Origin of the sequence: Ferrovum myxofaciens, from assembly GCF_013181415.1 — a bacterium.
Classification (GTDB): Bacteria; Pseudomonadota; Gammaproteobacteria; order Burkholderiales; family Ferrovaceae; genus Ferrovum; species Ferrovum myxofaciens.
In genome coordinates this window covers 1,598,568-1,610,930 of sequence record NZ_CP053676.1, presented here as the reverse complement: position 1 = coordinate 1,610,930, position 12,363 = coordinate 1,598,568, and the positions used below count along the sequence as shown (strand labels likewise).

The window sequence follows — 12,363 nt, the reverse complement described above, 5'->3', positions numbered from 1 at the left end:
TTCGGACGTTTTTTATATCCAATTGAGTAAAAAGAAATTATAAATAAATTTGGCAGGATTGTCGGGGGAATGTGGATTCTGATCTGGGGTGGGATGTCCTGCGCTGACCCTGTGCCTTTCCCCCCCGTTTCTCAGGAACTTCCTCAAACCCTGCGTCAGGCACTGGCTCAGGCCGGTGTCCCGGCTTCAGAGGTTTCAGTCGTGGTCTGGGGGGTCAACGAACCTCGTCCCCGCCTGGCTTGGGAGGCTCAAACACCGCGTAATCCAGCTTCCGTCATGAAATTGGTGACGACCCTGGCGGCTCTGGAAAATTGGGGTCCTGCCAAAACCTGGCGCACGGAAGTTCGCGTGCCTCGTTTGGATGCACAGAGGGGACAGGGCCCTTTCGGAGTCATCGGGGTGGGAGATCCGGGATTGACCCTGGAGCGTTGGCAAGAACTTTGGCGTCAAGTTTATCAACAGGGGATTCATCAACTGTCAGGACCGATTCGTTTTGATCAGAGTGGTTTTTCCCCCACGGAGTTATCCCCTGAAATCTTCGATCAGGAAGGTTTTCGAGCCTATAACGTTATTCCCCATGCCCTGCAGGTGGGACAACAGACCCAGTGGTGGTTCATTCGTCCCGGTGCACGGGTTGGCGAACCGCTCCAGATCTGGTCGGAATTTCCTTTCCCCCAGATCGTGCTAAGCAATCGGACCCGCACCGTCAGTGGTCCCTGCCCTGCCCTGTGGCGTTCAGGATTGCACTATGCCATTCGTGCCAAATTTCCGGCACAGGCGATGCGATCCCATCCCGATAACCATCTGGATACAGGGGTGATTCTGGAGTTGACGGGGACCGTGCCACAGGATTGCGGGGTTCAGGTCATGGGTTTTTCCTTGCTCACCAATTTTGCCTATCTCGATTCCTCCCTTCTGACTCTGTGGCATGAGTTGGGAGGAACGTTTGCGGGGACCCTGGAACAAGGTACCGTGCCCGGAGACTGGCCCGTGCTGGCCTCCAGTGAATCTCCCGCTTTGATCGAGTTGCTTTTGCAAATGAACAAGAACAGTAATAATGTACTGGCACGAACATTGTTGCTCGATCTGGCGATGAACGACTCAGAGGTTGTCAAGGCAGCGACGGAGTCGGGTGGTCGAGCCAAAGTCCTGCGGATTTTGGCGGAACGAGGGTTGGATTTTCCTGAAATGGTGCTGGAGAATGGTTCCGGGTTATCGCGCAAGGCGCGTATTTCTGCGGAACATCTGGCGCGCCTGTTACTTTGGATGCAGGAGAAGAGTCTTTATGGGAATGAATTCATGACCACCCTGCCGCTGGTGAACGTGGATGGAACGTTGCGTCATTCTTTTGAAGATCCCCAATTACGCGGTCGCTTTCATCTCAAGAGTGGTACGTTGGATGGTGTGAAAGCCTTGGCGGGTTACGGGTTGGATGCGCAAAACCATTGGGTGGCAGTGGTCTTTCTGGCCAACGGACCGGGGGCAGAGAGTACGGCAAAAGCCCAGGAAGCCTTGCTCCGATGGGTTCGTCATGAATCAAAAATACCACAGTTCAACACTACTTCAAATGCAATGGTATTGCCTGCACCAAACCCCTTGCGCTAACATGGAAAGTGTGGAAGTGTCACTGGGGGTGGCGTCCGTCATCGGGAGAAATCGTCATGAAAAAGAGTATGCAGGGGGTGGGTGTGCTCCTTCTCATGATGCAATCGGTCTTGGCTCAGGAGGGTAGCAGCGGTGGCTGGTTTTCCGGGATCAGTGCTTTACCCTTTTCGGTGGAATGGAATACGGAATTGGCCCCGGAAGGTAGTGCGCTGTCCAGTCATATGCGCAGTGAAGGATTAGGCGGTTCGGAGACTTCCGGGCTTTCTCGCAGTTGGGTCCTTGGCGGTACGGGAGTCCTTCCTTTGGGAGACCGTCTGGCCCTGACGGGAAGTTTGGCAACCATTCGCAATCAGGGGATGGGCAGTGCTGCCAATACGTCGACGGTAGGATTGTACGATGCGCTGCCCTATAACATGACGGGCCTGGGGATGCATTACGATCTCAGTCAGCGTTTGCGTTTTCAAGGGGGCTGGGACCATTACCAGTTGAATTACAACCGGATCAATGGAAATTCCAACATCGATTTGTTGTCCTTGGGGCTACGTTACGGATTTTGAAACAAATTCAATGAGTTCTCTGGAGTCGGAGGGGTAGGTTGTTATTAACCCATGACGTAGGATAAGAGAATTCCTCCAAAGATGGCGGCTCCAAACCAGGTATTGTGCAGAAAGGCGCGCAGGCACTGGGCGCGTGCGCGCGTACGGATCAGAGTGTAATGAAAGCCGGCTACCCCTGCCGCGCTGCACAGTCCCCCGTAAAAAAACACGCCCAAATGAAAGTGCCAACCTATCCAGCCCAGCAGGAGCAGGCAAAGTCCGTAGAACATCATGATCAGGGGTACGTCCCGGTTTCCGAAGAGAAGCGCCGTGGAATGAATGCCCAAGGGCCGATCATCTTCCCGATCCACCATGGCATATTCGGTGTCATAGGCCAGAGTCCAGCAGAGGTTGGACAGCATCAGTATCCAGGCAGAACCCGGCACCTGACCGAGTTCGGCTGCAAAAGCCATGGGAATGCCAAAACCAAAGGCAATACCCAGATAGGCCTGGGGTAGCGGAAAAAATCGTTTGGTCAGGGGGTAACTGGCGGCCAGAAAAAGAGCAGGCAGGGAAAGTATCAAGGTCAGTGTATTGCGGGTCAGAACCAGGGCGAAGGCGAGCAGGCTCAGGAGAAGCGCCAGTACGAGAGCTTCCTTGACACTGACTTCACCGCTGGCCAAGGGACGTAAACGGGTTCTGGCAACGTGGGGGTCCACTTTGCGGTCAGCGATATCATTCATGACACAGCCCGCTGAGCGCATTAGCAGAGTACCGAGGGAGAAAACGAGCAGATTGGACAGAGAGGGATGACCTCGGCTGGCCAGCCACAGGGCCCAGAGTGTGGGCCACAGCAACAGCAGGGTACCGATGGGTTTGTCCATCCGGGCCAGGCGCCACCATGCATTCCAGTTCATTGGTTCAAGAGGTCAGATAGGGTTGACGTGTGCCCAGCCAGCACGCGACATGGTGGAGGGCTTTTGCAGGAGCATCGGCGATCCAGGTGGCAGCGTATCGACGAGCCAGGGTCAGCAGGTCATCATCCTGCACGGGGTCCGCGAAACGCAGCAAGGCCAGGCCACTTTGACGGGAGCCCAGGTAATCGCCGGGACCACGGAGCAGAAGATCCTGGCGGGCAATTTCAAATCCGTCGGTGTGTTCATAAATCACTTTCAGACGTTGACGCGCCAACTCGGACAGAGGGGGACGATAGAGGAGCAGGCAAACGCCAGGACGCGTGCCCCGACCCACCCGTCCGCGCATCTGATGGAGTTGAGCCAGTCCCATCCGTTCCGTATGTTCAATCACCATCAGCGTCGCATTCGGCACATCCACACCCACCTCGATGACGCTGGTGGCAACCAGCAATTGAAGTTCTCCCTTCAGGAAACGGTTCATGATATTCCGTTTCTCAGCCCCGGCAAGTCTGCCATGAAGTAATTCGCAGCGCAAATCCGGAGCATCGGCGGTGAGGGTTTGAAAGGTGGCCTGGGCATTCTGCAGGTCGAGAAATTCCGATTCTTCGATCAAGGGGCACACCCAGTAGGCTTGATGGCCCTGGCGACAGGCTGAACGAATGCCTTCGATGACCTCGTTCCGGCGGGCAGTGGAAACCAGTTTGGTGGTGATACCCTGACGGCCGGGGGGCAGTTCATCAATTACGGAGACATCGAGGTCGGCATAGTAACTCATGCTCAAACTGCGGGGTATGGGCGTGGCGCTCATCATGAGTTGGTGGGGTTGGATCCGGGTGGATTCCCCTCCTTTCTGATGAAGTGAGAGACGCTGGGCAACGCCAAAACGGTGTTGTTCATCGATGATGATCAGCCCCAGGGTTTTGAAGGACACCCGTTCCTGAATCAGGGCATGGGTACCGATGACCAGGGAAATTTCTCCGTTGGCCAGGCGTTGTCGCAGGTGGTGCTGGGCCTGACTTTTAAGTTGCCCCGTCAGTAATTCGATGGAGATTCCTTGGGAAGTGAGCAAATCGTAGAGTTTTGCGTGGTGTTGTTGAGCCAGTAATTCGGTGGGTGCCATCAGGGCCACCTGCCCTCCTCCTTCAATGCACTGAACGGCAGCCAGGGCTGCAACGATGGTTTTGCCACAGCCGACATCCCCTTGCAACAGCCGATGCATGGGGCGCTCTTGCGCCAGATCTCGACGAATTTCCTCCACTACGCGGTGTTGAGCGGCAGTGAGAGGGAAAGGAAGAGATCGTTCAAGACGACGGGAAAGTTTTCCTTGGATTGGGTAGGCATAGGCCAGTGTTTCGGTGCGATGTTGGCGATGGAAATGCATGGACAATTGTTGGGCCAGCAGTTCATCAAATTTGAGGCGTTGCCATAAGGCGGGTACCAACTGGAAAGCATCGGTGGGGCCATGCAGGATCTTCAGGGTCGTGGCAAGATCGGGTAACCCCAGGGAGTTGCGCCATGAAGGGTCCAAAGTATCGGTCAAATCCAGTTGCGTCAGCGCCCGTAACAGGGTGCGCCGCAGGATAGTCTGGGACAGGCCGGCGCAGGTCGGGTAAACGGGAGTCAAGGTGGCCGGAAGGGGACTGTTTTCCTTGAATAGTTGGCAACGAGGGTGGATCATTTCCAGCCCTTGGTAACTTTGACGCGCTTCACCAAAGAGGCGCAACCGGTTTCCTGGGGCGAATAAACGCAGTTGACTGGGATAAAAATGGAGGAAGCGCAATTCAAGCAGGCCGGTCTCATCCCTGACCTGTACGGTCAGGGTGCGGTGGGGACCCTGGCGAATTTCATGACGAATCACCTGAACGATGAGGCAAGCACTCTGACCTGGTGTAAGAGTGGCCACGGATCGTGGGTGCCGCTCATCTTCGTAGCGCAGGGGAAGATGCAGCAACAAATCAAATCCGCTGTGCAGTCCCAGGGTGTGGAGCAAATTGCAGAGGCGTGGGGTGAGATTCAGGGCACTCAGAGGTGCAGTGGGAGGCAGGAGCATGACTCACTTCCCTTGAATGAGCCATGCTTCGGCCTGGGCCAGGGCTTCTGGACGGCCGAGCAAAATCAAGATATCCCCGCTTTCGAGGCGAGTTTCTCCTTCGGGTTGAAAACCACGCAACCCACGCCGGCGCAGGGCGGTAATTTCCACTCCCCACTGTTGAAGAGGCAGATCGCGCAGTTGCATTCCATGGGCAAGACTATTTTCCAGCAGGGTCAAGGTTTGCAAGCGAAGTTGATCGGGGTTGGTGTTTTCTCCGGATTCATCGGTCAAACCACGAAAAAACCCGCGCATCAACTGGTAGCGTTCAGCACGGACTTGACGGATCCGTTTCAGAACTCGTGACAGGGGTATGCCCAATTCGAGCAGTGCATGACTGGCCAGCATGAGGGATCCTTCCAGAATTTCCGGAACAACCTCGGCAGCGCCCGCCTCTTTCAGGCGATCCAGATCACTGTCATCAAGGGTACGGACAATGACGGGAAGTGCCGGCTTCAACTCCCGGACCAGCGCGATGATGGCGAGAGACAACGCCGTATCAGAAAAACTGATGATGAGCGCTGAAGCGCGCTGGATACCGGCAGCAATCAGGACTTCTTGCCGTCCCGCATCGCCAAACACGACCTCGTCGCCTGCTTCCGAGGCAAGCCGGACCCGTTGCGGGTCGCGGTCGAGGGCGAGTACGGAAACTCCCTCCTGCTCCAGGAAACGGGCCAGATTTTGACCGCTTCGGCCGTATCCGCAGACGATGACGTGCCGTTGTTTCCCGTAACTTCGACGAGACAGTTCATGGAGGGCGACGGAACGCAAGGCCCATTCGTTCTTGCAGGCAAAGAGGACGATACGATCACTCATGAGCAGAATGAAAGGGGCCAGGATCATGCTGATGAGCATGGCTGCCAGAACGATTTGAAGTGGTGTGGCAGGGACCAGATGAAGTCCTTCGGTCTGGGCCAGCAGCACGAACCCGAATTCACCTGCCGGGGCCATGGCCAATGCAGTACGCAGGGCAATGGAATCCTGCTCGCCCAGCGCGCGTGCGGGCCCGTACACGGTCAGCAACTTAAGTCCCAGCAGGAGGATCAGGGTCAGCAATACGGCGGGCAGGTGGTGAATCACGACAGTCAAATCCAGCAGTGTCCCGATGGTGATGAAAAAAAGACCGAGCAAAACATCGCGAAAGGGCTTGATGTAATCTTCTACCTGATAGCGGTAATCGGTTTCAGCCAGCAACACGCCCGATACAAAAGCCCCCAGCGCCAGCGATAGTCCGGCCTTCTGAGTGATCCAGGCCAACAGCAAAATGACCCATAGGACGTTGAGCAGAAACAGTTCCGAGGACTTTTGTCGGGCAATCCAGTGAAACCAGAGTCCCAGCCATTTTTTCCCCAAGCCCAGCAAAAGAGACAGAATGACCATGGCCTCGAAGGCTTCGATGAGCATCATACGTGCCAGATGATCGTGGGGTTTGGCAAGAGCGGGAATTAGAACCAGAAGGGGAACGACCGCCAGATCCTGAAACAGCATCATGCCCATGATGCGTTGTCCGTGGGGGGATTTCAGTTCGGAGCGTTCGGCCAACAGACGCGAAATGATCGCGGTGGAAGACAGGGACAGTGCCCCGGCCAACACCACCGTGCCTTGCAGAGGCAGATTCATGGCCCAGCCCAGCAAAAAGACCAAGCCAAAGGCCAAACCCATCTGGGCGGTGCCCAGGCCAAATACAGTGCGTTGCATGGCAATCAGTTGGGGTAAACTGAACTCGAGTCCCACACTGAACATGAGGAACACGACACCGAATTCGGCAAGATGTCGAGTTTCTTCACCGGGAGGGATCCAGCCGGCAGCATGGGGCCCAATCAGGATGCCGGTGAGGAGGTATCCAAGCATGGCGGGCAGGCGCAGGAGGCGAAACAGCGCCACGCTCAATGTCGCCAGGATCAGCAGCAGTAAAATCAGTTCCAGTGTGTCGCTCACGAGTTTCCATTCCTTTGACAGAGAGGCCAAGTTTCACACCCTTCTTGCCCTCAAGTATAATCCGTGAACCATGAACGCTCATCCCGATTCTTTTCCTCCCCTCTCCCCCGACACCTTGTTGTCCATGGCGCGTACCATCTTGGGGATCGAGTCCGCGGCCATTCAGTATCAGGCTACTCGCCTGGGCGAACACTTCGTAGCGGCTCATCACCTGCTTCTGGACTGTCGGGGTCGTATTGTGGTCAGTGGCATGGGTAAGTCCGGACATATTGGCAGCAAGATTGCCTCGACCTTGGCCAGTACAGGCAGTCCCGCTTTTTTCATGCATCCGGCTGAGGCCAGTCATGGGGATTTGGGCATGATCCTCGCTGAGGATGTGTTGCTGGCTCTGTCCAATTCGGGAGAGAGCGATGAGTTGCTGACCATTACTCCTTTGCTCAAGCGACGCGGTACGCGCATTCTGGCTTTGACCGGGAATGCACGCTCCCGCTTGGCCCGTTTGGCCGATGTCCACCTTGAAGTTCGGGTGGAGCGTGAGGCCTGCCCCCTCAATTTGGCACCGACGGCCAGTACCACGGCTGTCCTGGCACTGGGCGATGCTTTGGCCCTGACCTTGCTCGAAGCACGGGGTTTTTCCGCCGATGACTTTGCGCGGACTCATCCCGGAGGAGCCTTGGGTAAACGTCTGTTGCTGGCAGTTCAGGACATCATGCATCAAGGAGAGCGTATTCCTTGGGTAATGCACCAGGCAACCGTGGCGGAAGCGCTACGGGTCATGTCGGATAAAGGTCTGGGGATGACGGCGGTGGTGGGGGACGACAATCATCTCGAGGGGATCTTTACGGATGGAGATCTGCGGCGTGCCCTTGAAACTGGTACTGTCAATCTTTTGGAACAAGAGGTCAGCCAGTGGATGACCCGTCATCCTGTGGTTACCCACCCGGACGAACTCGCGGCCAACGCAGCACAAGTGATGCAGGACAAGCGGATTTTTGGGTTGTGTGTGGTGGAAAAGAAGCGTTTGGTGGGTGCGTTCAATATGCACGACCTTTTGCGACATGGAATCGTTTGACAGGAACTCATGAAGTTATCCGCCGAAGACCTTGCGCAACGAGCCCGTCAGATACGGTTGGTGGGATTTGACGTGGACGGTATTCTGACACCGGGAACCTTGATCTTTGATGAACAAGGACGCGAAACCAAATCCTTCCATTCGCGCGATGGGGTAGGATTGAAGTTGTTGCAGCAGGCAGGCTTGACGCTGGCTCTCGTCACCGGGCGCCAGTCTTCCATTGTGACGTTGCGCGCCCGCGAATTAGGCATTACCCATGTGTTTCAGGGAGTTCATGACAAGCGTCAGGTGATGGATACCCTGCTCTCCGGTTTGGGGCTTCATTGGGAACAGTTGGCTTATATGGGTGATGATTTGCCCGACTTATCCGTTTTATGTCGCTCCGCTTTGGCGCTCACCGTCCCCGAAGCGCCGGAGGAGATTCGGGCAGCAGCTCATTGGGTGGCTCCTGTGGGTGGGGGGATGGGAGCGGCCCGGGCTGCAGCAACCTGGCTCTTGCAGGCACGGGGTGAGTGGGCCCGAGTACTGGAACGATGGGCAGACTGATTCAGAATCTGGAGGCCTGGGTCCCAGTGGTCGTGGTCCTGCTGTTGGCTATGGTCACCACATGGCTATGGCGAGTGGTGGAAGGGGGGGGGGCGTGGGGGGAAAAAACCGTTCGCCACATACCCGATCTCATCATGTTTCATTTTTCCGCCCTGCAACTGGGAGAAAATGGGCAGATTCGTTACACTCTGGATGCTTCTAAAATGGTACATTACCCCGACGATGATACTTCTCATTTTGAGACGGTTCTGTTTACCTCCTATGAATCCAATGGCCCCCCGGTGGATGTTCGTTCCGAGCGGGCGGTGCGCTCCGAACCCCGTGACGAAGTGGTGTTTACCGGACATGTGGTGGTTACCCGTCAACCCACCCCTGAAGAACCCCGGACGGTGATGACGACCAGTATTTTGACTGCCTATCCTCAACGGGGTATCGAAAAGACTGATCAACCGGTGGTGGTCACTCATGGCCAGGATCGGCTGCTCGCCAATTCAATGATCGTTGACAACAAAACCAAAGTGGCCCATTTCACCCATGCCAAACTTCTCTATCATTCTGCGCCTCGTCACCCTTAGCGGGTGTTTGGTGGGGATTGTGACGGCAGTTCATGCTGAAAAGTCGGATCATGACCAGCCGGTCAATATCGAGGCGGATCGCATGACTGCAGATGATGCTAAAAAAGTAAGTTATTTTGAAGGAAGTGTCGTTTTGACGCAGGGAACAATTCACCTTACCGCAGACCATATGACGGTTCGTGAAGACCCGGAGGGCATGAAATATGCGTCGGCTTTCGGCAATCCGGTAACTTTTCGGCAAAAACGTGATGGCGTCGACGAATGGGTGGATGGCAAGGCACAGCACGTGGAATATAACGGCAAGATCGAACGGATCGAACTCTTTGACCATGCCGTGGTGCATCAGGGCAAGGATGAAATCAAGGGAGATTACCTGTCCTATGACACCAAAACGGAATTTCTACGCGCCAATGGGGTGTCCGATGAAGAAAAAGGGAAACCCCCCGGGCGTGTGCATGTAGTGTTGCAACCAAAAAAGAATGAGCAGAAATCTGCGGGTAAGGGAGGTACGGCATCAACTCCGGCAACGGTGATCAAAGACAAGACCCCCCCTTCACTCATCCTGAAACAGGATACGGATTTGTCCCCATGAGCCAGTTACGCGCCGAGCATTTGGTCAAGCGTTATCGTGCACGCCAGGTGGTGAAGGATGTTTCTCTCACCGTGGAAAATGGGGAAGTTGTGGGGTTGCTGGGTCCCAATGGTGCCGGAAAGACAACCTGTTTCTACATGATCGTCGGGTTGGTGCCACTGGATGGTGGCGAAATTTATATGGACGGGACCCGTCTCAGCGCCTATCCTATTCATCGCCGTTCTTTGATGGGGCTCTCCTATCTGCCCCAGGAAGCCTCGATTTTTCGGCGTATGACGGTGTCAGAGAATATTCGGTCTGTCCTGGAACTTCGTGGAATGAGCGAATCTGCTTGCCAGCAGGAACTGGATCAATTGTTGGAGGAACTGCATATCAGTCATTTGCGTGACAGTGCTGCCGTGAGTTTGTCCGGGGGGGAGCGACGGCGCGTGGAAATTGCCCGCGCGTTGGCAACGCGACCTCGTTTCATCTTGCTGGATGAACCCTTTGCCGGAGTGGACCCCATCGCAGTGATGGATATTCAGCAGATCATCCGCTTTCTCAAGAATCGCGGTATCGGAGTGTTGATCACTGACCACAATGTGCGCGAAACTCTGGGAATTTGTGACCGGGCCTATATTATTAACCAAGGAGGGGTGTTGGCAGCAGGAAAGCCCGATGAAATCGTCTACAATGAAAGCGTCAGAAAGGTCTACCTCGGTGAAAATTTTCGGTTGTGAACCATGAAGGTCCAGCTCCAACTCAAGCAAACGACGCAACTCTCCCTGACGCCGCAGTTGCAGCAATCGATTCGATTGTTGCAACTCTCTACCCAGGAGTTGGAACAGGAAGTCGAAGAATTTCTCCGGCTCAATCCTCTGCTGGAACGTGCCGACGGGAAAGATGGTGCCGTTGATTCAGAGCCCGGCGCGTTTGAAACTGCCGACTCCATTGAAACAGCAGAACCCTCCTCTTCTGCCGAAATCGAGCAGGAATCCTGGAATTTCGAAGAAGGAAGCGGCATCGGATTGGGGGGGCAGGGCGAAGATGAGGATGAGGGGATACAGGATCTGCGCGTAATTCCACTGTCCCTGCGCGATCATCTTCTGGGGCAGGTACGTCTGATGCCCCTCGAGGAACGGGATCAGGAACTGGTGGCCACGCTGATCGATTACCTGGATGAAGACGGTTACCTGCGCCATTCCTTCCTTGATCTGAATTCCAGTGTATCCGATGCGCTCGGAGAGGTAGAAGAGTCAGAGTGGCTGGTGGCCCTGCGCATTCTGCAATCCCTGGATCCCGCGGGGATTGGGGCGCGTACCTTGAGCGAGTGCCTGGAACTGCAATTGTTGGCCAGCCATGCGACCGAGGAGGATAAACGACTGGGCAAAAAATTGCTCGATCACCTTGAATGGCTGGCACAACGGGAATACACTCGTCTGAAGAGAGTTTTGGGCATCGAGGAACGCAAGGTCAGGGAATTGCAGCAGATGTTGTTGCACTTCGATCCTCGTCCGGGGGCGGCGTTCAGTACAGCCGAAACCCGTTATGTCGTGCCCGATGTGATTGTAAGGCGGACGGAGCGGGGTTGGAGTGTATCGCTGAATGAGGGAGTAATGCCACGTCTGCGCGTCAATCAGGTCTATGCCAACATTCTCAAGAAAGGGGTTCCGGGTCACTCCATGTCCCAACAACTTCAGGAAGCACGTTGGTTGATCAAGAATATCCAGCAACGTTTTGACACGATTTTACGGGTGGCCTGTGCTGTAGTCGAGCGACAAAAAGATTTTCTGGAGCGGGGTGAGGTCGGGATGAAACCTCTGGTTTTGCGCGAAATTGCTGAGGTGTTGGGACTCCATGAATCCACTATTTCGCGCGTGACTGTCCAGAAGTATCTGTTGACTCCGCGCGGTTTATTCGAATTAAAATACTTCTTCAGCAGCCATGTGGGGACGGACAGTGGCGAAGCGGCTTCCTCCACCGCTGTTCGTGCCCTGATCCGTCAATTGATCAATCAGGAAGATATTAAAAGTCCTCTGTCCGACCAGCGTATTGCGAATTTGCTGGGCGAGCGGGGGTTCCAGGTGGCAAGGCGGACCGTGGCCAAGTATCGTGAGGCCATGCATCTTCCTGCCGCCAGTTTGCGCAAGTCGTTGTGAGTTGTATATTTCAAGGAGAACAACAAGATGAAAGTCACTATCACTGGGCAACACATCGAAGTCACCCCTGCGATACGCGATCATGTGGAGGAGAAAATTGGGCGGATCAAACGCCATTTCGAACATCCACTGGACATCAACGTGGTGTTGACAGTGGAGAAACTCAAGCACAATGCAGAAGCCAATGTCCATGTCAATGGAAAAGACTTTTTTGTCCATACTTCACAGGAAGACATGTACGAAGCCATTGATGACCTTGCCCATTTGCTCGATCGCCAAATCATTAAGCACAAGGAGCGTCAAAGCGATCAGCGGCACGGTCAGCCGCTGAAACACCTGGCCAATGGGGTGTGAT

General features: G+C 55.0%; 12 protein-coding genes. 9 read left to right on the top strand and 3 right to left on the bottom strand.

Annotated features, from left to right (window positions below):
• Positions 1 to 69: 69 nt before the first annotated feature.
• Both dacB and HO274_RS07900 read left to right on the top strand, forming a co-directional pair.
• Positions 70 to 1,605, top strand: coding sequence for a D-alanyl-D-alanine carboxypeptidase/D-alanyl-D-alanine endopeptidase (dacB, locus tag HO274_RS07905; RefSeq protein WP_273118496.1), 1,536 nt, complete (start codon positions 70 to 72; stop codon positions 1,603 to 1,605).
• 56 nt (positions 1,606 to 1,661) lie between these two features.
• Entirely contained in the window at positions 1,662 to 2,162 is a 501-nt protein-coding gene (locus HO274_RS07900) for a hypothetical protein (protein ID WP_156472614.1), read from the top strand.
• Between the two features lie 44 nt (positions 2,163 to 2,206).
• On the opposite strand, the gene ubiA is transcribed toward HO274_RS07900, so the two are convergent.
• The 3 genes from ubiA to HO274_RS07885 are packed head-to-tail and all read right to left on the bottom strand — an operon-like array spanning position 2,207 to position 7,085.
• On the bottom strand, positions 2,207 to 3,058 hold the full coding sequence (gene ubiA, locus HO274_RS07895; RefSeq protein WP_273118491.1) for a 4-hydroxybenzoate octaprenyltransferase: 852 nt from the start codon (positions 3,056 to 3,058) through the stop codon (positions 2,207 to 2,209).
• 4 nt (positions 3,059 to 3,062) lie between these two features.
• A complete protein-coding gene (gene recG / locus HO274_RS07890) occupies positions 3,063 to 5,108 on the bottom strand; it encodes an ATP-dependent DNA helicase RecG (protein WP_082783071.1) in 2,046 nt (681 codons plus the stop codon).
• Between the two features lie 3 nt (positions 5,109 to 5,111).
• Positions 5,112 to 7,085, bottom strand: coding sequence for a monovalent cation:proton antiporter family protein (locus HO274_RS07885; protein ID WP_031596549.1), 1,974 nt, complete (start codon positions 7,083 to 7,085; stop codon positions 5,112 to 5,114).
• Positions 7,086 to 7,155: 70 nt separating this feature from the next.
• Between HO274_RS07885 and HO274_RS07880 the strand changes: the two genes are divergently transcribed.
• From HO274_RS07880 to hpf, 7 genes are read left to right on the top strand one after another with little or no spacing between them, the layout of a single operon-like run.
• A complete protein-coding gene (locus HO274_RS07880; RefSeq protein WP_031596547.1) occupies positions 7,156 to 8,157 on the top strand; it encodes a KpsF/GutQ family sugar-phosphate isomerase in 1,002 nt (333 codons plus the stop codon).
• Between the two features lie 9 nt (positions 8,158 to 8,166).
• Positions 8,167 to 8,703 carry a KdsC family phosphatase gene (locus HO274_RS07875; RefSeq protein WP_062187308.1) on the top strand — a complete coding sequence of 179 codons (537 nt, stop codon included), beginning with the start codon at positions 8,167 to 8,169 and terminating at the stop codon, positions 8,701 to 8,703.
• A complete protein-coding gene (lptC, locus tag HO274_RS07870; RefSeq protein WP_031596542.1) occupies positions 8,691 to 9,278 on the top strand; it encodes an LPS export ABC transporter periplasmic protein LptC in 588 nt (195 codons plus the stop codon). Before HO274_RS07875 ends, lptC begins: the two co-directional genes overlap by 13 nt.
• Positions 9,238 to 9,870, top strand: coding sequence for a lipopolysaccharide transport periplasmic protein LptA (gene lptA, locus HO274_RS07865; RefSeq protein ID WP_273118480.1), 633 nt, complete (start codon positions 9,238 to 9,240; stop codon positions 9,868 to 9,870). Before lptC ends, lptA begins: the two co-directional genes overlap by 41 nt.
• Positions 9,867 to 10,589 carry an LPS export ABC transporter ATP-binding protein gene (gene lptB, locus HO274_RS07860; RefSeq protein WP_273118477.1) on the top strand — a complete coding sequence of 241 codons (723 nt, stop codon included), beginning with the start codon at positions 9,867 to 9,869 and terminating at the stop codon, positions 10,587 to 10,589. The genes lptA and lptB overlap by 4 nt, the downstream gene beginning before the upstream one ends.
• Positions 10,590 to 10,592: 3 nt before the next feature.
• Positions 10,593 to 12,008, top strand: coding sequence for an RNA polymerase factor sigma-54 (locus HO274_RS07855; protein WP_273118475.1), 1,416 nt, complete (start codon positions 10,593 to 10,595; stop codon positions 12,006 to 12,008).
• Positions 12,009 to 12,035: 27 nt separating this feature from the next.
• Positions 12,036 to 12,362 (top strand): ribosome hibernation-promoting factor, HPF/YfiA family, encoded by a 327-nt coding sequence (gene hpf / locus HO274_RS07850; RefSeq protein WP_031596536.1) that lies wholly within the window; start codon positions 12,036 to 12,038, stop codon positions 12,360 to 12,362.
• Position 12,363: the final 1 nt, after the last annotated feature.